This window comes from Methylobacterium sp. Leaf85, assembly GCF_001422125.1.
Lineage (GTDB): Bacteria > Pseudomonadota > Alphaproteobacteria > Rhizobiales > Beijerinckiaceae > Methylobacterium > Methylobacterium bullatum.
The window spans coordinates 330,577-348,457 of sequence record NZ_LMME01000023.1; the positions used below are offsets into that span (position 1 = coordinate 330,577).

Consider the following 17,881-nt stretch of genomic DNA (forward strand, 5'->3'; position numbering starts at 1 on the left):
ACCTGCGACATGTCAAAGACCTGAGCGAGGTGAAGCGTTGGCTCGCCAATGCCAACCTGCTTAGGCCGGCACAAGAAAAAAGCCCTCTCTCCCGGTAAGGGAAAGAGGGCTTTTCCGTTTCATATCCGCCGCAACGGCATCGCGCCGGCGCTCGTTCTCGTCCCAATGCGGCTCAGTGCAGCCAGGACGTGAAGAAGTAGATCAGCAGAATGATCGGCAATGGGATGCCGATCAACCACAGCAAACCGCCCTTCATCATGGTCGTACTCCAACTCTATCCTCGTTTGTTCAACGGAACGTGAGCGGGTCCGGTTCCTGGATCGTCTACAGAACCTCACGAACGTTTCTGCCGTTGCGCTCGTAGAAGAACGGGATCGGCAGGTAAGGCGCGAACCCGCCGGCGATCTGCAACTCCAGCTCGTCGAGGACCACACGGGTGATTCGCGGCAGGTCGAGTTCCCGCGCCTCGGCGAAGCTCACCCAGGCGAGTTCCACGAGTTCGGATGTCGGCGTGACGATCCCCGGTTGTTCGGCGGCCACGGCCTTGCGATCGATGGTGAAGAAGCGCGTGTCGAACCGGCGTGGCCGGCCCGGCGGCGTGATCGCCCGCGCCACGAGGTGGAGCGCTTCGAGGTCGGGCATCACACCGAACTGCTTGAACGCCTGCCAGCTTCCCTCCGGCACGGTCTCGGGCGGGCCGTATTCGGTGGTGCCGAGGAAGAGGCCGGTCTCCTCATGGGTCTCGCGGATCGCCGCCAGGGCGAGCGCCCGCCCGAGGGAGTGCGAGGCACGGGGAACGCGTTTCACCAGGGCATCTTCGGCCCGGGACGAGAGGGCACCGGCCACGCTCATGCGCCGGTCGCCGGGCTCGATCCGCCCGCCGGGGAAGACGAACTTTCCGGGCATGAAGGCGAGGCCCTCATGCCGCTTGCCCATCAGGAATTTCGGTTGGCGCGCCGTGCGGTCGATGATGATGAGGGTCGCCGCGTTGCGGGGCCGCAGAGCGGCGGCGCGCCTGGGGGATTCAGGCGCGGCCGAGGCCGGGGGTAGGATTGTCGCTTGGTCCAAGCTGAACCTCCTCGGAGCGCGCAATTGCCACGCTTGGGGCCGTCGGTAGCGTGGCAAAGCCCCCCATGCCAAGGGCGTACTGCAATCCGACCACCGCGCCCTTCACCGGCTGCAGCAGGGCAAGGGCCGATCCGAGGGTGACGATCGGCCAGAACGAGAGCTGAAACCACAACGGCACGTCGTAATTCGTCTCGAGTTCGAGAATGAAATACCCGACGATGTGTCCGATGATGAAGATCACAACATAGGGAGGAAGGTCATCCGCCCGGTGGTGGTGGAATTCGAGCCCGCACGCGTCGCAGGCCGGGCGGACCTTCAGGAACTTGCCGAAGAGCTTGCCCTCGCCGCAATGCGGGCAGCGGCACACGAAGCCACGCGCCATGGCTTTGACGAGGCCGATGCGCTCACCGGGCAGGGACTCGACGCTCGCTGTCATGGCTTCCCTACTTTCTGCTTCAAATCTCGAACGCCGCAACCTCATCCCGAGGTGCCCGCGAAGCGGGCCTCGAAGGAGCCCTCCAGCCACCACTGAGCCAGTTGGAGCCCTCCTTCGAGGCCGCTGACGCGGCACCTCAGGATGAGGGGAGCGGTAGGGAGAGATGAACGCTCAACGTTCAGTGACCCTACACCAGCCGCCCTAGCGGCGCGACCCGCGGTGGCGCGACCCGGAGTTGCGGATGCCGGCGGGCCTGCCGGGCGGTCCGGCCTTGTGGAAACTCGGCGAGCGCGGAGATCTTGCCCCCCCGGCCCCGGGCCTCGTCTGGCCTTCGGAGAGCAGTTCGAAGCGCAGGGCGCCGGCCACGGCCGCCGCCTCCACCAGCCTCACCTCCACCCGGTCGCCGAGGCGATGGGTCTCGCCGCTGCGCGAGCCGACCAGGGCGTGGCGGGCCTCGTCGTGGTGGTAGAAATCGTTGCCGATGGTGGAGATCGGCACGAAGCCGTCGGCACCGGTCTCGTCGAGCTTGATGAACAGCCCGGCGCGGGTGACGCCCGAGATCTGGCCGGTGAAGGTGGCCCCGACCCGGTCGGCGAGGTGATGCGCGATGAGCCGGTCGATGGTCTCGCGCTCGGCCGCCATGGCGCGACGCTCGGCGGCCGAGATCTGCTCCCCGATCTGGTCCAGGGCGCCCACCGTCACGTCGGAGGACAGGCCGTCCGGCCCGAGGCGGCAGGCGGCGATCAGCGCCCGGTGAACGATGAGATCGGCATAGCGCCGGATCGGCGAGGTGAAATGGGCGTAGCGCCGGAGATTCAGGCCGAAATGCCCGAGATTCTGCGCGGCATAGACGGCTTGCGCCTGCGAACGCAGAACCACCTCGTTGATGAAGATCGCGTGCTCGGTCTCGGCCACGGAGCCGAGGATGCGGTTGAACAGGGCGGGGCGGAGTGCCCCTTCCTTGGGGATCTTGATGCCGATGGAGGCGAGAACCTCGCCGAGCGCGCGCATCTTCTCCAGGGCCGGCTCGTCATGGACCCGGTAGATCAGCGGCTGCTTGGCCTGTTCCAGGGTCTCGGCGGCGGCCACGTTGGCCTGGATCATGAACTCCTCGATGAGCCGGTGCGCGTCGAGGCGGGCCGGCACCACCACCCGGTCCACGGCCCCGTCCGGCGTCAGCAGCACCTTTCGCTCCGGCAGGTCGAGGGCGAGGGGGCCGCGGGCCTCGCGCGCCGCCGTCAGGGCCGCGTAGGCGGCCCAGAGCGGGCGCAGGATCGGCTCCAGCAGCGGCGCGGTCGTCTCGTCGGTGAATCCGTCGATGGCCGCCTGCGCCTGGGCGTAGGACAGCTTGGCGCGCGAGCGCATCATGACCCGGTGGAAGCTGTGGCGCTTCTTCACCCCGTCGGGGCCGATCACCATGCGCACCGCGATGGCCGGCCGATCCTCCTTCTCCCTCAGCGAGCAGAGGTCGTTGGAGATGCGCTCCGGCAGCATCGGCACGACGCGGTCCGGGAAATAGACCGAGTTGCCGCGCAGCAGCGCCTCGCGGTCGAGGGCCGAGCCGGGGCGGACATAGGCGGCCACATCGGCGATGGCGACGGTGACGACGAAGCCGCCCTGATTGGCCTCGTCCGGGTCCGGCACCGCCATCACGGCGTCGTCATGGTCCTTGGCGTCGGGGGGGTCGATGGTCAGGAGAGGCTCGGCGCGCCAATCCTCCCGTCCCTTCATCCCCACCGGCTCCACCGCGTCGGCCTCGGCCAGGGTGTCGGCGGCGAAGACGTGGGGGATGTGGTGGAGATGGAGCGCGATGAGGCTCACGGCGCGCTCCGAGCCGAGCGACCCGAGGCGCTCGGTGACGCGCCCTCGCGGCAGGCCGAACCGGCTCTCGCTGACGAGGCTGACGCTGACGAGGTCGCCGTCCCGCGCCTCGCCTTCCTCGCCGGCCGGAATCGCGATCTCGCGGCCCTGCGCCCGCTTTTCAACAGGCACGATGCGTCCGCCATCGGGGCCGGAGCGGTAGACGCCGAGCACCTCCGCCTTGTTCTTGCCGATCACCTTGATGACACGGCCGGAATAGCGCCCGCTCTCGCCGGGAATGAGTTCGACGCGCAGAAGGGCGCGGTCGCCGATACCGGGCGCGGCACGGCCGGGTTTCTTGCCGTTGCGCGGTGACGAGACAAGGATCTTCGGGGGCGGACCCTTGGCGTGGTCCCATTCCACGGGAACCGCGAAGAAATCGCCGTCGCGATCCCGCGACTTGATATCGGCCAACGTCACCGGCGGCAGCCGGCCGGGCGGAACCAACCCGGCCCGCCCGCGCTCGATCTCCCCTTCCTCCTCGATCTCCTTGAGGATGCGCTTCAAGCCGATGCGGTCGGCACCCTTGATGTCGAAGGCCGCGGCGATCTCGCGCTTGCCGACCTTCTCGGTCGCCTGCGCGATGAAGGCGAGGATCTGCTCGCGGGAGGGAAGGGCGCTCTGCCCGGGGTTGGGATTGATGCGTCTGGCCAAATGTCTCTGGGCTCGAACTCGTATAACGCGCCGCTCATGTCTTGGCGACGAGAGGTCGAAAGGCCTCAGGCTCGGGCCTTTCCACATCCGACAACATGGGACCGCGCGAGGCCGGGGGCAATGTTCTTCCGATGTCCATCAACCGGTGGACGCGGAACCGACGATCCGCTCCACCCCGGCATCGATGTCGAAACCCGGATCCGTGATTTCGGCAAGGCTGAACGGGCAGGCGACCGGCAGCATGAACGAGACCCGGGTCTCCGACGCGCGAAACGCGGGTGCCTCCGCCTCGCGGACGGCCAAGGTCCAGATCCCGTCGATCTTCAACCCCGCCACAGCCGACGGGTCCGAGGCGAGCGCCGCATGGGCACGCCTCGCATCGTCACGCCAGCGAAGGCTCTCGGCGTCGTCGGAGATCAGCGCCGCCTTCACGAGGTCGGCGAGAAGGGTCTGAAGAATCGTCATCTTTGCTGCGGCCTCCGGCATCATGGATGGTCAACGCGCAAGACCCGCGCCGGGCCTCGCATCGGCGGGTTCCCGGCACGGAGCACCACCCTCAAAGCCTGTTTGATTTGCTTTTCCAACGCTTTACCTCATCCTGAGGTGCCGCGTAGTGGCCTCGAAGGAGGCTTCCAGACATCGTGCGCCAAATGGAGGGCTCCCCCAAAGCCCGCTGACGCGGGCTCCTCAGGATGAGGCGGTCTGCTGGGATGCTCGACTCTGGCGTGAGCATCCGCTGAGAAATCCAATCGAACAGGCTTTCAATACGGGGTGCCCTTGGCGCGCTGCGCCTTCAGCGCCTCGGCGTGCCAGACGAGCTCGTCGAGGAACCGCTTGGCGGCCTTCGAGAGCCATTCCTCCTGCGGCACGCCCTCTTCGTCGAGCGCCTTGTGGATGCGGGGGATCGGCAGCAGCGAGGCGATGCTCGGCGCGCCGAGCTCGGCCATCATCGCCCGGAGCTGCATCGCCGCCCGTACGCCGCCATATTGCCCGGCCGAGTAACAGACGATGGCCGAAGGCCGCCAGAAATACTCTTCGAGAAAGTGATCGAGCGTGTTCGAGAGGGCCGGCGGGATCGAGTGGTTGTACTCGGCCGAGACGACCACGAACGCATCCGACCGGCGGTAGAGCGTGGCAAGGTCCTCCAGCACCGCTGGCGCCTCGCCCTTGGGATATTCCTTGTACATCTTGTCGAGGAGCGGAAGCTTCAACTCGGCCGGATCCACGAGCGGAGCCTCGATGCCGCGTTCCTGCATTCGCGCCACGAGGAATCGCGCTGCGCGCAATCCCTGGCGCTCGCTGCGGACGGAGCCGAGGATGATGGGGATCACGAGGGACATGGCGCTGCTCCGGCGAAGATGAATGCGGTGGGTTCATCGTAACGCCACAGGTGAAGGCTGTCGCGTCCTCGCGACCGGACCCGCCGGACCTTTACGGTCCGGGCCAATCCTCACCCTTCGTCAGGCCGCGTTGAGGCAGCACTTCTTGTACTTCTTCCCGCTTCCGCACGGGCACGGATCGTTGCGGCCGATCTTCACCGGATTGCGGATCGGAAGGCCCGCCCCCTCGGCGGTCCAGGCCAAGGCCCCGATGGGATCGTCGAACGTGCCGTAATTCTGTCCGTCGAACCGCTGCAGGTCGCTCGGCTTCGCGGTCGCCCGGCGAAGGGTGGTGTGAAACCACCCTGCATCGCTGAACTCGTCGCTCAGACGCCCGTCGGCCCTGGCCGCCGTGCTCCGCAGGGCAAGGTCGGCGAAACCGAGAAGCGCGATGGTCTCCTCCCAGCCGACCCAGGCGATGTCGCCCTCGACGGCGGCGCGCTTGTCGTCGAACCGCACGAGGAGATCGTGGGTCTGGGTCCGGTCGATCCGTCCGATCTGGGTCAGGTAGGCGAGGGCGGCGAAGACTTCGTAGCGGGCAAAGCCGTCCACCGTCGAATCGAGCAGCAGCGCGTGCATCGGCGCGACATCGCCATCGAAGAGGCTGGTGAGCATCTTCGCCATGGTGATGGTGAGGGCGTCGCCGAGGAGCGCGTCCAGCCCGTCGGAATCCTGGCGTCGCAGGATGGTGAGAAGCGGGGCGAAGGCGCGCGTCTCACCGGCCGCCGCCAGGACGTGTACTCCCCAGAACAGCAGGTTGCCCTGCGCCTCGTCGAGCTCCTTGCCCTCCGCCGCCAAAGCCAGGACGGCGAGGACCGGCTCGGCGATGTCGGCGGGGCTCGCCAGGGCCTCAAGCATCGCCGCCTTCGGCAGATGCTTGGCGGCCGACAAGACGTCGATCAGTTCCTGGTTCGCCATGTGGTCGGTTCCTTGTCTGGAGTTCCGAGCGCCGTTTCAAAGCCTGTCGGATCGGATTTTTCGGTGGCTGCTCATGCTCGAGTCGATCATCGAAGCAGACAACCTCATCCTGAGGTGCCCTTTGCCCCGGCGAAGGGCCTCGAAGCAGGCCTCCAGAGGCCGGTGCGTGATCTGGAGCCCTCCTTCGAGGCCGCTACGCGGCACATCGGGATGAGGTAAGGCCTTGGAAAAACACCTCAGACAAGCTCTCACCCCCTCAAAGTCGCGCCGGTCTTGCGGGCGACCTCGGCGACGATCTTGGCCGTCACGGCCTCGATCTCCGTGTCGGTAAGGGTCCGCTCCACCGGTTGGAGCCTCACCGCGATGGCGACGGATTTCGCGCCCTCGGGAATGCCCGTCCCCTCGTAGATGTCGAAGACGTCGATCCCGGCGATGAGCTTGCGCTCGGCAGCTTGCGCCGCCTTCACCACGTCGCCCGCCGCCACGTCGCGCCCGACGACGAAGGCGAAGTCGCGCGAGATCGGCTGGAAGTCGGAGAGGGCCAGCGCGGGCTTCACCTTGGTGGGGCGGTATTTCGGCAGGGGGATCGTATCCAGGGTGATCTCGAAGGCCACGAGCGTGCCCTTCAGGTCCAGAGCCTTCATCACGCGGGGGTGGATCTCGCCGAAATAGCCGATCTGGTTCTTCGGCCCGAACTGCATCGTGCCGGAGCGTCCGGGATGAAGCCAGCCGGGACCACCCGCCACGATCTGGAGGCCGCCGGTCGGCACGCCCAGCGCCGTGAGGAGCGCCAGCGCGTCGGCCTTCGCCTCGAACGCATCGACGGTGGCGGCGGCCCCCGCCCAATGGCGGCCGGCGCCCTCGTGGCGTGCCGTTCCCCGGCGAATGGCCGTGGCGCGGATCGACTGGCCCTCGGGCTGGTCGGTCTCGAAACACTGGCCGACCTCGAACAGGGCGACGTCGCCATAGCCGCGGTCGGCATTGCGCTGGGCCGCCCGGAGTAGGCCGGGCACCAGGCTCGGGCGCATGTCGGAGAGATCGGCGGCGATGGGGTTGGCCAGCGCCAGATCCGCCTTGCCGCCGCCGAACAGAACGGCGTCGTCATGCGGGATGAACGACCACGTCACCGCCTCCACGAGGCCGCGCGTGGCCAGTGCCCGCTTGGCGAGACGCGTGCGCTTCTGCAGGGGCGTCAGCGTCGCCTTGGCGATGGCGGCATCACCGCGCGTCAGTGGCTTCGGCTCGATCCGGTCGAGGCCGGCGATGCGGATGATCTCCTCCACGAGATCGGCCTTGCCTTCCACATCCGGGCGCCAGGACGGGGTGAGAACCTTCACCCGCTCGCCCGAGCCGGCCACGTGAAACCCGAGGGTCTCCAGCGTCACCTTCATCTCGGCGCGGGACAGCTCGATCCCGGCGAGCCGGCGGGTCTCGGTCCAGGGAAAATCGATGACACGCTCGGTCTCGGGCAAGTCACCGGCGATCACCGCCTCGCTCGGCGTGCCGCCACAGATCTCGACGACCATGCGGGTGGCCAGATCCAGCCCCGGCAGGGCGAAGACGGGGTCGACACCGCGCTCGAAGCGGTAGCGGGCATCGGTGATGATGCCGAGACGCCGGCCGCTCTGGGCGATGTTCACCGGATCCCACAGAGCGGATTCGATGATCACGTCCACGGTGCCGTCGTCGCAGCCGGAGGCCTCGCCGCCGATGATGCCGCCGATGGATTCGGGGCCGTTCTCGTCGGCGATGACGACGATGCCGTCATCGAGCGCATAGGTCTTGCCGTCGAGGGCCTTCAGGCTCTCGCCGTCGCGGGCGCGACGGACCGTGAGAGCGCCCTTCACCTTGGCTGCGTCGAAGACGTGGAGCGGGCGTCCGCGATCGAAGGTAAGGTAATTGGTGATGTCCACGAGCGCGTTGATCGGGCGAAGGCCGATGGCGCGCAGGCGGGCCTGCATCCAGTCGGGGGAGGGGCCGTTCTTCACGCCGCGCACGAGGCGCAGGGCGAAATACGGGCACAATCCCTTATCGAGGGGCTCGAAATCGAGGGCGACCGGCACGGGGCACTCGCCCTCGCCACGCACAGGCGGCATCGGCTCGCGCTTCAACACGCCGATGCCGGCAGCCGAAAGATCGCGGGCGATGCCGTGGATCGAGGTACAATCCGGGCGGTTCGGGGTGAGGTTGATCTCGATGACCGGATCGTCGAGCCCGGCATAGAGCGCGTAGGTCTGGCCGGTCGGGGCGTCCGCCGGCAGATCGAGGATGCCGCTGGACTCCTCGCCGAGGCCGAGTTCGGCGCCCGAGCACAGCATGCCGAGGCTCTCGACGCCCCGGATGTTGCCGACCGCCAAGGTCTTGTCGAGACCGGGCACGTAGGTGCCGGGGGGCGCGAACACCGTCTTCATCCCGGCGCGCGCATTCGGCGCTCCGCAGACGACCTGCACGGGCTGCCCGTCGCCGGCATCCACGGTGCAGACACGCAAACGGTCGGCATTGGGGTGCTGTTCGGCCGTGAGCACATGGGCGACGACAAAAGGCGCGAGCGCCGCCGCCTTGTCCTCGATGCCTTCGACTTCGAGGCCGATCCGAGTCAGCGTCTCGGAGATGTTCTCCAGAGACGAGTCGGTGTCGAGGTGCTCCTTGAGCCAGGAGAGGGTGAATTTCATGAGTTCGTCTCTTCGGCTCAGAGGGGCCGGGTTCTGGCGATCAGGAGAACCGCAAGCTTCTTGCGGTCGAGGGTCGTGAGAGATTCGATCAATGTCACGGTCTGTTCCGCAAGCTCGATGTAGCGCAACGTCTCGTCATGACGAACCTTCAGAGTAGGCGGCGAATAGTCGGCGGCGTTTCGAGCTTCCTGCAAACTCAGGAAGTTATTGCCGATATCGGTAACGGTCGGTCCGATCAGGTTCGCATCCCGGCTGTTGAGACGCTTCTTTGCCGTTCCATGATCGAGCAGGCGGTAGATCGGTTCGACGATGTCGTTCTCCTGGGTCCACCCGATCAACTCGCTCGCGCAAATGAAGCAAAGAGCGTGAAAGACAGAATAGTAGGCCCCGCTGACTGCCCGGCGCATTGCCGCTTTACGAAGGTTTACCCGGCCGCGCGTGTCTGCCAGCGCGCGGGACGTCTCGAGCAGATCGTAGACGAGCGGATTGCCGAGCCTCGGCATCAGTGCCGGTCCGGCATGGGTTCCGATGGGTCGTCGCCGAGCACTTCGTCGTCCGGATAATCGTAGCGAATGTAGGGAAATCGCTCCTCGCCCTTATCGAGCAGCCGCTTCCGTAGGGCCGACAGGGCCCTGGTCGAAGCGTCTCCGCTGGTCACCCCTGCCTTCGGCCTGAAATGCGCCGTCACATGGAGAGAGGGCTCACCGTCGAAGTCTGGAGCAGGGCGGACATCGGCACTCTCGAACCCGTGTGGTCCGAGCGTTTCCCGCAGCACCTCGTTGGCGACCTGGCGGATCTCCTGCTCGGTCATGCGCGATCCCTCCCTCGGTATCCTAAGCAGGTTTAGCAAAAGCGGTCACTGGTCTTGCGCTCAAAACCTGCGATATATCAAAGACCTAAGCGAGGCGAAGCGTTGGCTTGCCCATGCGAACCTGCTTAGCTCGTCAGCCCGGCCACCAAGCTCGGGATGTCCAACGGGCGGAAGCCGTAATGCTCCAGCCATCGCACATCCGCCTCGAAGAACGGGCGCAGGTCGGGCGTGCCGTATTTCAGCATCGCGATCCGGTCGATGCCCATGCCGAAGGCGAAGCCCTGGACGAAATCCGGGTCGTAGCCGCAATTCCTGAGCACGTTCGGATGGACCATGCCGCAGCCGAGGATTTCGAGCCAGTCGGTGCCCTCGCCGAAGCGGATCTCGCCGCCTTTGCGCGAACACTGGATATCGACCTCCGCCGACGGCTCGGTGAAGGGGAAGAAGGACGGCCGGAACCGCATCTTCACCGCATCGACCTCGAAGAAGGTGCGGCAGAACTCCTCCAGCACCCATTTCAGGTTGGCGATGGTGGCGCTCTTGTCGATCACCAGCCCCTCGACCTGATGGAACATCGGGGTGTGGGTCTGGTCGGAATCGTGGCGATAGGTGCGGCCGGGGCAGATCACGCGGATCGGCGGCTCCTGGGACCGCATGGTGCGGATCTGGACCGGAGACGTATGGGTGCGCAGCACCTTGCGCTGGCCGTTGCGGTCGGGCGCCAGGAAGAACGTGTCGTGCATCTCGCGCGCCGGATGGCCGGGCGGGAAGTTGAGGGCGGTGAAGTTGTAATCGTCGGTCTCGATGTCCGGGCCTTCGGCCACCGAGAAGCCCATATCGGCGAAGATCGCGGTGATCTCGTCCATGACCTGGCTGATCGGATGGATGCGCCCGCGCGCTTCCGGCGCCTCGCGCACCGGCAGGGTCACGTCGATCCGCTCCGCCGCGAGGCGGGCTTCGAGGGCTGCTTCGGCCAGTGCCTCGCGCCGCGTGGCGATGGCGCCCTGGACCCTGTCGCGCAGGCCGTTGATGAGCGGACCGCGCTCCTTGCGCTCGTCCGGCGTCATGCTGCCGAGGGTCTTCAGCAGGTCGGAGATCGAGCCCTTCTTACCGAGCGCCGCGACGCGCACGGCATCGAGGGAGGCCTCGTCGGACGCGCTCCCGACCTGTCCGAGCAGATCGCCTTCGAGGGTTTCGAGATCGGTCATCGGTTCAAACCACCGGTTGGCATCTGGCCTTCGGATCGTGTGCGGCCCCCGCGAGCGGTTTTGCGGGTAAGCGCCGCCAATGCAAGCGCGCCTGCCGACGATCCTTTGCGAAAAACGAAGGCGCGGCACCTTTCGGTCCGCGCCTTTCGCATCGACGAATGAGAGGGCGTGTGAACGCGCCTCAGGCAGCCTTACGGATCAGGCAGCCTTGGCGAGGTCCGGGAGAGCGGCCTTGGCCTTCTCCACCACCACCGCGAAGCTGGCCGGCTCGTGAATGGCGAGCTCGGACAGGGCCTTGCGGTCCACCTCGATGCCGGACTTCGCGAGACCGTTGATGAAGCGCGAATAGGTCAGGCCGTGCTCGCGGACAGCGGCGTTGAGGCGCTGGATCCAGAGAGCGCGGAACGTGCGCTTCTTGTTCTTACGATCGCGGTAGGCATACTGCATGCCCTTCTCGACCGCCTGCTTGGCGATCCGGATCGTATTCTTGCGCCGGCCGTAATAGCCACGGGCGGCCTTGAGGACTTTCTTGTGCTTTGCGTGACTGGTCACGCCGCGCTTGACGCGGGCCATGGGTTCTCTCCTGGATTACGAAAACAGTATCGGCTGCGGCGAAGGATTACCGGCTGTTGGGCAGGAAATACTTCTTCACGTTGGCAGCATCGCCCTCGAACAGGGTGGTGGTGCCGCGCAGGTTGCGGATCTGCTTCGTCGTCCGCTTGATCATTCCGTGGCGCTTGCCGGCCTGGGCATACATGACCTTGCCGGTGCCGGTGATCTTGAAGCGCTTCTTCGCGCCCGACTTGGTTTTCAGCTTGGGCATTTGGCTCTCCTGAACGCGCATGCCCTCCGACCCTGGGACAGGTCGAAGGCGTGCGCTCGGTTGATGCTTCTGATGGAGCAGCACGAACCGCCACGGCAGCCCTATCGGCCGGGCGGTTCAACGCGAGGGGGCGTATGACAGAAAAGAGACGTGGTTTCAATGGCGGCCGTGCTCGTCGAGCCGCCGCCCCGTTCGCGCGATCCCGCCTCGAAACGACGGTGACCGGATTTTCCATGGAAATGCGGCGTCCGGTTGCTTGACAGGCCGGGGTGCGGAAACTAGACCCCCGAAACCGCCGGAAACGGGGCGGGACGCCGTGCGGGCGTAGCTCAGTTGGTTAGAGTGCCGGCCTGTCACGCCGGAGGTCGCGGGTTCGAGTCCCGTCGCCCGCGCCACGTCCATCATCGACCTGCCTCATGCGGGACGATCCGAATGCCAAGCTACCCAGATACGCGGGCGTAGCTCAGTTGGTTAGAGTGCCGGCCTGTCACGCCGGAGGTCGCGGGTTCGAGTCCCGTCGCCCGCGCCATTCACACAACCCAAATCACCGAACGTGCAGCCTCGATACGGGTCGCGCCGAGGGATGCCCCTCGACACGGGACGTTCGCGCCCTAGCCTTTTCCCGAGCGCAACTCGCGAAATGGGCTGTCCGAACCATGGCAGGCTTCTTCTTCCTGTATTTCACCGCCTGCATGGCGAATGCGCCGGAAACCTGCGAATCGAAGCGGCTGCCGCTCGATGTCGCCGATGCGAGGGGCTGCATCCGCGTGGCACAGCCGCAGTTGGCGCGGTGGATCGACACCCATCCCGACTACCGTATCACAGCGTGGCGCTGCGGTTCGCCGCCCCGGGAGCTCGGAACGCGGATCTGACGGGATCGGCGCCGGGTTCGAGCTTCGCCTGAATCCATCCGCACAAACACCACGCGTGGCGGATCGGATACACCCGCCCGTCCAACGACCCGGTTCGTCCCGCCGCCGCGATTTCGCCCCATCGGACCGGGATGGCGGAGCCGACGACACCGCAGCGCAGCGAACCGGCACCGAGCGATGATCCCCTTTTCCATGTCTCCCATTCTGTCGCGGCTATGCGCCGTCGTCCTCGTGGGGAGCCTGCTGACGCTCGGCGGCTGCGGCGGGCCGACGATCCTGCCCGAGGCCGACAACCTCACCAGCCCGGTGATCCTCGACGAGGGTGCCGCCGCCGCGGCGATCTCCCGCTACAGGGCGTCGCACGGCCTCGGCCCTGTGGTGCTGGATTCCAGCCTGATCCGGGCGGCCTCCTACCAGGCGGAATCCAATGCCAAGGCCGGGAGGCTCAGCCACGAGATCGGCGGCACCTTCGAGTCGCGCATGGCGCGGGCGGGATTCGGCCGCTCCTTCGCGGCCGAGAACCTCAGCGCCGGCTCCAACACCTTCGACGAGGTGCTCGCTCGCTGGAAAAATTCGTCCGAGCACAACAAGAACATGCTGATGCCTCAGCTGAAGCGGATCGGCATCGCCCGCGTCGATGCACCGGGTACGCGCTACAAGCGCTTCTGGGCCCTGGTCCTCGCCGGAAACTGAAGCGCGTCCGTCCTCGCAGCGCGGCTCAATCCGTGAGCTGATCCGACTCGGTCAACCCGTCCTGGATGCTGCGGATGATCGTGCGCATCTCGGGGATCATCGCGATGGCCCTGGCGATCCGCAAAGCCTCCTCGCGGGTCATGAGGCCGGTCGCCTCCCGCTTCTCCGCCTCGTCGGAAAAGTAGGTCCAGGCCACGGCGGCCCCGTCCGCATCCTCGATACAGAAACTCTCGACTTTCTCGACGACGAGCCAGGGTGTGGGGAAGCCGCGCGCGGTCATCGCTGGTCTCTGTAGCCGGGGAGGGGCAAGGGAACGGGAAGAGGCGTGGTGGGCGGTGACGGGCTCGAACCGCCGACCCTCTCCGTGTAAAGGAGACGCTCTACCAACTGAGCTAACCGCCCGATGCGCGCCGCATCGTTAATCCAAGCATCGTCGGGATGGCAACCCTCAGCGGGCCACAAAGAAAAGGCCCCGGAGCGTACTCCGGGGCCTTTCCATTTTCAAAGCACCTGTCGCCTAATGGGCGATGACGGTGGCGGGCTCGTCCTCGCCGACGACGGGACGGCGCGGCGAGGGGAGGGGCTCCTCCCACTCGATCGGCACCGGCTGCCGCACGAGGGCGTGCTTCAGCACCTGATCCATCCGCGAGACCGGGATGATCTCCATCCCGTTCTTCACGCTGTCGGGCACCTCGGCGATGTCCTTGGCGTTTTCCTCGGGGATGAGGACGGTCTTGATCCCGCCGCGCAGAGCCGCGAGCAACTTCTCCTTGAGGCCGCCGATGGGCAGGATGCGGCCACGCAGGGTGACCTCTCCGGTCATCGCCACATCCTTCCTCACCGGGATGCCGGTGAGGGTGGAGATGATGGCGGTGGCCATGCCGATACCGGCAGACGGACCGTCCTTCGGGGTCGCCCCTTCGGGAACGTGGACGTGGATGTCGCGACGCTCGAACAGCGGAGGCTCGATGCCGAAGTCGACGGCCCGGGAGCGGACATAGCTCGCCGCAGCCGAGATCGACTCCTTCATCACGTCACGCAGGTTACCCGTGACCGTCATCTTGCCCTTGCCGGGCATCATGACGCCTTCGATCGTCAGCAACTCGCCGCCGACCTCGGTCCAGGCGAGCCCCGTCACCACACCGACCTGATCCTCCTCGTCGATCTCGCCGTAGCGGAACTTCGGCGCACCGAGGAAATTCGGCAGGTTCTCCTCGGTGACGGCGACGGCCTTCACCTTGGTGATGAGGATCTCCTTCACCGCCTTACGGATCAGGTTCGAGATCTCGCGCTCCAGGTTACGCACGCCCGCTTCCCGCGTGTAACGGCGGATGAGCATGAGAACGCCCGAATCGTCGATCTCCCATTCCTTGACCGTGAGGCCGTGCTTCTTCACCGCCCCCGGGATAAGGTGCTTGCGCGCGATCTGAAGCTTCTCTTCCTCGGTGTAGCCGGCGATACGGATCACCTCCATGCGGTCCATCAGGGGCGCAGGGATGTTGAGCGTGTTCGCCGTGGTCACGAACATCACGTCCGAGAGGTCGTAATCGACCTCGAGGTAGTGATCGTTGAACGTGCCGTTCTGCTCCGGGTCGAGCACCTCGAGGAGCGCCGCGGACGGATCGCCGCGGAAATCCTGGCCCATCTTGTCGATCTCGTCGAGCAGGATGAGCGGGTTCGAGGTCTTGGCCTTGCGCATCGACTGGACGATCTTGCCGGGCATCGAACCGATATAGGTCCGACGGTGACCGCGGATCTCGGCCTCGTCACGCACGCCGCCCAGCGACATCCGCACGAATTCGCGGCCGGTCGCCTTGGCGATGGACTTGCCGAGCGAGGTCTTGCCGACGCCGGGAGGTCCGACGAGGCACAAGATCGGGCCGGTGAGCTTGTTGGCGCGCTGCTGCACGGCGAGATACTCGACGATGCGCTCCTTGACCTTCTCCAGACCGAAATGGTCCTGGTCGAGCATGGTCTGGGCGCCCAGCAGATCCTTCTTGATCCGCGACCGCTTCGACCACGGGATGCCGAGCATCCAGTCGAGGTAGTTGCGCACGACGGTGGCCTCGGCGGACATCGGCGACATCTGGCGGAGCTTCTTCAGCTCGGCCGTCGCCTTCTCGCGGGCCTCCTTCGAGAACTTGGTCTTCTCGATCTTCTCCTCGATCTCGGCGAGTTCGTCCTTGCCGTCCTCGGAATCGCCCAGCTCCTTCTGGATCGCCTTCATCTGCTCGTTCAGGTAGTACTCGCGCTGGGTCTTCTCCATCTGCCGCTTCACGCGGGTCCGGATGCGCTTTTCCACCTGGAGCACGGAGATCTCGCTCTCCATCAGCGACAGGACGCGCTCGAGGCGCTCGGCCACCGTGGGGATTTCGAGGATCGCCTGCTTGTCGGCGATCTTGACCGCGAGATGCGAGCCGACGGTATCGGCGAGCTTCGAGGGCTCGTCGATCTGGGTGACGGCGGAGACGACCTCGGGCGAGATCTTCTTGTTGAGCTTCACGTAGTTCTCGAACTCGGAGATGACCGAGCGGGCGAGCGCCTCGGCCTCGACGGGGTCTCCGAGCTCGTCGGTGAGCGTCTCGACCTCGGCCTCGTAGAACGAATCCGACTTGTTGAAGTTGGTGATCCTGGCGCGACCGGCGCCTTCGACGAGCACCTTCACGGTGCCGTCGGGCAGCTTCAGCAGCTGCAGGACGCTGGCCAGCGTGCCGATCTTGTAGATCGCATCGGTGGACGGATCGTCGTCGCTGGCATTGATCTGGGTGGCCAGCAGGATGTGGCGGTCGGTGCGGACGGCCTCTTCGAGGGCGCGAATCGACTTCTCGCGGCCGACGAAGAGCGGCACGATCATGTGCGGGAAGACGACGATGTCGCGCAAGGGCAGAACGGCGTAGGAGCCCGTCGAACCCGGAACGACCGGCTGGCGAGATTTCGATTGGGACATGTCGGACTTCCTCTTGATGGACTCCGGGCTCTAGCTCCTCGAAATGAGCAAGCATCCTGCCACGGGCCGACCAGGCCGCATCGCGGGGTCGGGGACATCGTTGAACTGTGAGGCTGGAGGCGGACACCGCACCTCAGAAGGTGAGCGTGCGGCCGTCGCGTCTGACAATTCAGATGGAAGCCGGGGAGGACTTTTTCAAGAATTCTCCCCGGACCGTTTCGGCGGCTAACCTCGGCCGCCGAGTCGCACCCTCAGGCGCTGACGCTCGCCGGAACGTCCTTGTTGCGGTCGCCGTGGATGTAGAGGGGGCGCGACTTGCCCTCCACCACTTCCGGACCGATCACCACCTGCTCCACGGATTCGAGGCCGGGCAGGTCGTACATCGTCTCGAGCAGGATGGTCTCGAGGATCGAGCGCAGACCACGGGCGCCGGTCTTCCGCTCGATGGCCTTGCGGGCCACCATGGAGAGCGCCTCGTCCTGGAAGGTGAGGTCGACATTCTCCATCTCGAACAGGCGCTGGTACTGCTTGACGAGCGCGTTCTTCGGCTCCTGCAGGATGCGCTTGAGCGCGGTCTCGTCGAGGTCCTCAAGCGTCGCCAGCACGGGCAGACGGCCGACGAATTCCGGGATCAGGCCGAACTTCAACAGGTCCTCGGGCTCGACATTGCGGAAGATCTCGCCGGTACGGCGGTCGTCCGGAGCCTGGACGGTGGCGCCGAAGCCGATCGAGGTGCCCTTGCCGCGCGCCGAGATGATCCGCTCCAGCCCGGCGAAGGCGCCGCCGCAGATGAAGAGGATGTTGGTGGTGTCGACCTGCAGGAATTCCTGCTGCGGGTGCTTGCGGCCGCCCTGCGGAGGCACGGAGGCGACGGTGCCTTCCATGATCTTGAGGAGGGCCTGCTGCACGCCTTCGCCCGACACGTCGCGGGTGATCGACGGGTTGTCGGACTTGCGAGAGATCTTGTCGATCTCGTCGATGTAGACGATGCCGCGCTGCGCCCGCTCGACGTTGTAGTCGGAGGCCTGGAGCAGCTTGAGGATGATGTTCTCGACGTCCTCGCCGACATAGCCGGCCTCGGTCAGCGTCGTCGCGTCGGCCATGGTGAAGGGCACGTCGAGGATGCGGGCCAGGGTCTGCGCGAGCAGGGTCTTGCCCGAACCGGTCGGCCCGATCAGCATGATGTTGGACTTCGCCAGCTCGACGTCGTTGTGCTTCGAGGCGTGGGCGAGGCGCTTGTAATGGTTGTGGACCGCGACGGAGAGAACCTTCTTCGCGAAATCCTGGCCGATGACGTAATCGTCCAAGACGCGGCGGATCTCCTTCGGCGTGGGCACGCCGTCGCGCGATTTCACCAGGGAGGACTTCGATTCCTCGCGGATGATGTCCATGCACAGTTCGACACACTCGTCGCAGATGAACACCGTCGGGCCCGCGATCAGCTTGCGGACCTCGTGCTGGCTCTTGCCGCAAAACGAGCAGTACAGCGTGCTCTTCGAGTCGTTGCCGCCAGTCTTGCTCATGTCGGTCTCCGTTCGCG

The 17,881-nt window shown here is 66.0% G+C and carries 17 protein-coding genes and 3 tRNA genes; 4 read left to right on the forward strand and 16 right to left on the reverse strand.

From position 1 onward, the window contains the following. Positions 1 to 324: 324 nt before the first annotated feature. The 12 genes from ASF08_RS13740 to rpmI form a co-directional block, all read right to left on the reverse strand. A complete protein-coding gene (locus tag ASF08_RS13740; protein ID WP_056146183.1) occupies positions 325 to 1,068 on the reverse strand; it encodes an NUDIX hydrolase in 744 nt (247 codons plus the stop codon). Continuing rightward, positions 1,025 to 1,504: a DUF983 domain-containing protein gene (locus ASF08_RS13745; RefSeq protein ID WP_056146188.1), complete on the reverse strand. Its 480-nt coding sequence runs from the start codon at positions 1,502 to 1,504 to the stop codon at positions 1,025 to 1,027. Before ASF08_RS13745 ends, ASF08_RS13740 begins: the two co-directional genes overlap by 44 nt. Before the next feature lie 201 nt (positions 1,505 to 1,705). Beyond that, a complete protein-coding gene (rnr, locus tag ASF08_RS13750) occupies positions 1,706 to 4,018 on the reverse strand; it encodes a ribonuclease R (RefSeq protein ID WP_056146191.1) in 2,313 nt (770 codons plus the stop codon). 138 nt (positions 4,019 to 4,156) lie between these two features. Next, positions 4,157 to 4,483, reverse strand: a complete 327-nt coding sequence (locus tag ASF08_RS13755; RefSeq protein ID WP_056146580.1) for a hypothetical protein — start codon at positions 4,481 to 4,483, stop codon at positions 4,157 to 4,159. A 296-nt stretch (positions 4,484 to 4,779) separates the two neighbouring features. Continuing rightward, positions 4,780 to 5,358, reverse strand: coding sequence for an NADPH-dependent FMN reductase (locus tag ASF08_RS13760; RefSeq protein ID WP_056146195.1), 579 nt, complete (start codon positions 5,356 to 5,358; stop codon positions 4,780 to 4,782). Positions 5,359 to 5,478: 120 nt separating this feature from the next. Then, positions 5,479 to 6,315, reverse strand: a complete 837-nt coding sequence (locus ASF08_RS13765) for a DUF1186 domain-containing protein (RefSeq protein WP_056146198.1) — start codon at positions 6,313 to 6,315, stop codon at positions 5,479 to 5,481. 248 nt (positions 6,316 to 6,563) lie between these two features. Further along, complete coding sequence (gene pheT / locus ASF08_RS13770; RefSeq protein WP_056146202.1) at positions 6,564 to 8,987, reverse strand: phenylalanine--tRNA ligase subunit beta; 2,424 nt, start codon at positions 8,985 to 8,987, stop codon at positions 6,564 to 6,566. A 17-nt stretch (positions 8,988 to 9,004) separates the two neighbouring features. After that, entirely contained in the window at positions 9,005 to 9,490 is a 486-nt protein-coding gene (locus ASF08_RS13775; protein WP_018044559.1) for a hypothetical protein, read from the reverse strand. Next, on the reverse strand, positions 9,490 to 9,798 hold the full coding sequence (locus ASF08_RS13780) for a hypothetical protein (RefSeq protein WP_056146206.1): 309 nt from the start codon (positions 9,796 to 9,798) through the stop codon (positions 9,490 to 9,492). The genes ASF08_RS13775 and ASF08_RS13780 overlap by 1 nt, the downstream gene beginning before the upstream one ends. 125 nt (positions 9,799 to 9,923) lie before the next feature. Further along, positions 9,924 to 11,006, reverse strand: a complete 1,083-nt coding sequence (gene pheS, locus ASF08_RS13785; protein ID WP_018044557.1) for a phenylalanine--tRNA ligase subunit alpha — start codon at positions 11,004 to 11,006, stop codon at positions 9,924 to 9,926. 198 nt (positions 11,007 to 11,204) lie between these two features. Beyond that, positions 11,205 to 11,579, reverse strand: a complete 375-nt coding sequence (rplT, locus tag ASF08_RS13790; protein WP_018044556.1) for a 50S ribosomal protein L20 — start codon at positions 11,577 to 11,579, stop codon at positions 11,205 to 11,207. 46 nt (positions 11,580 to 11,625) lie between these two features. Next, a complete protein-coding gene (gene rpmI, locus ASF08_RS13795) occupies positions 11,626 to 11,829 on the reverse strand; it encodes a 50S ribosomal protein L35 (RefSeq protein ID WP_018044555.1) in 204 nt (67 codons plus the stop codon). A 318-nt stretch (positions 11,830 to 12,147) separates the two neighbouring features. Between rpmI and ASF08_RS13800 the strand changes: the two genes are divergently transcribed. From ASF08_RS13800 to ASF08_RS13815, 4 genes are all read left to right on the forward strand, one after another. Further along, positions 12,148 to 12,224: transfer RNA gene (locus tag ASF08_RS13800), tRNA-Asp, on the forward strand. A 57-nt stretch (positions 12,225 to 12,281) separates the two neighbouring features. Next, positions 12,282 to 12,358: transfer RNA gene (locus ASF08_RS13805), tRNA-Asp, on the forward strand. 127 nt (positions 12,359 to 12,485) lie between these two features. After that, entirely contained in the window at positions 12,486 to 12,701 is a 216-nt protein-coding gene (locus ASF08_RS13810) for a hypothetical protein (protein ID WP_056146211.1), read from the forward strand. A 192-nt stretch (positions 12,702 to 12,893) separates the two neighbouring features. Beyond that, positions 12,894 to 13,394 carry a CAP domain-containing protein gene (locus ASF08_RS13815; protein ID WP_056146582.1) on the forward strand — a complete coding sequence of 167 codons (501 nt, stop codon included), beginning with the start codon at positions 12,894 to 12,896 and terminating at the stop codon, positions 13,392 to 13,394. A gap of 25 nt (positions 13,395 to 13,419) precedes the next feature. On the opposite strand, the gene ASF08_RS13820 is transcribed toward ASF08_RS13815, so the two are convergent. From ASF08_RS13820 to clpX, 4 genes are all read right to left on the reverse strand, one after another. Next, a complete protein-coding gene (locus tag ASF08_RS13820; RefSeq protein ID WP_056146214.1) occupies positions 13,420 to 13,674 on the reverse strand; it encodes a hypothetical protein in 255 nt (84 codons plus the stop codon). A 46-nt stretch (positions 13,675 to 13,720) separates the two neighbouring features. Continuing rightward, positions 13,721 to 13,796 (reverse strand) — tRNA-Val (locus ASF08_RS13825). A gap of 115 nt (positions 13,797 to 13,911) precedes the next feature. Beyond that, a complete protein-coding gene (gene lon / locus ASF08_RS13830; RefSeq protein ID WP_018044551.1) occupies positions 13,912 to 16,341 on the reverse strand; it encodes an endopeptidase La in 2,430 nt (809 codons plus the stop codon). Positions 16,342 to 16,592: 251 nt separating this feature from the next. Further along, positions 16,593 to 17,864: an ATP-dependent Clp protease ATP-binding subunit ClpX gene (gene clpX / locus ASF08_RS13835; RefSeq protein WP_018044550.1), complete on the reverse strand. Its 1,272-nt coding sequence runs from the start codon at positions 17,862 to 17,864 to the stop codon at positions 16,593 to 16,595. Positions 17,865 to 17,881: the final 17 nt, after the last annotated feature.

Bases quoted from the DNA above. Each gene is read 5' to 3' on its own strand.
- ASF08_RS13745 (WP_056146188.1), bottom strand. From the start codon at position 1,504: ATGACAGCGAGCGTCGAGTCCCTGCCCGGTGAGCGCATCGGCCTCGTC.
- ASF08_RS13755 (WP_056146580.1), bottom strand. From the start codon at position 4,483: ATGACGATTCTTCAGACCCTTCTCGCCGACCTCGTGAAGGCGGCGCTG.
- ASF08_RS13760 (WP_056146195.1), bottom strand. From the start codon at position 5,358: ATGTCCCTCGTGATCCCCATCATCCTCGGCTCCGTCCGCAGCGAGCGC.
- ASF08_RS13765 (WP_056146198.1), bottom strand. From the start codon at position 6,315: ATGGCGAACCAGGAACTGATCGACGTCTTGTCGGCCGCCAAGCATCTG.
- pheT (WP_056146202.1), bottom strand. From the start codon at position 8,987: ATGAAATTCACCCTCTCCTGGCTCAAGGAGCACCTCGACACCGACTCG.
- ASF08_RS13775 (WP_018044559.1), bottom strand. From the start codon at position 9,490: ATGCCGAGGCTCGGCAATCCGCTCGTCTACGATCTGCTCGAGACGTCC.
- ASF08_RS13780 (WP_056146206.1), bottom strand. From the start codon at position 9,798: ATGACCGAGCAGGAGATCCGCCAGGTCGCCAACGAGGTGCTGCGGGAA.
- pheS (WP_018044557.1), bottom strand. From the start codon at position 11,006: ATGACCGATCTCGAAACCCTCGAAGGCGATCTGCTCGGACAGGTCGGG.
- rplT (WP_018044556.1), bottom strand. From the start codon at position 11,579: ATGGCCCGCGTCAAGCGCGGCGTGACCAGTCACGCAAAGCACAAGAAA.
- rpmI (WP_018044555.1), bottom strand. From the start codon at position 11,829: ATGCCCAAGCTGAAAACCAAGTCGGGCGCGAAGAAGCGCTTCAAGATC.
- ASF08_RS13810 (WP_056146211.1), top strand. From the start codon at position 12,486: ATGGCAGGCTTCTTCTTCCTGTATTTCACCGCCTGCATGGCGAATGCG.
- ASF08_RS13815 (WP_056146582.1), top strand. From the start codon at position 12,894: ATGTCTCCCATTCTGTCGCGGCTATGCGCCGTCGTCCTCGTGGGGAGC.
- ASF08_RS13820 (WP_056146214.1), bottom strand. From the start codon at position 13,674: ATGACCGCGCGCGGCTTCCCCACACCCTGGCTCGTCGTCGAGAAAGTC.
- lon (WP_018044551.1), bottom strand. From the start codon at position 16,341: ATGTCCCAATCGAAATCTCGCCAGCCGGTCGTTCCGGGTTCGACGGGC.
- clpX (WP_018044550.1), bottom strand. From the start codon at position 17,864: ATGAGCAAGACTGGCGGCAACGACTCGAAGAGCACGCTGTACTGCTCG.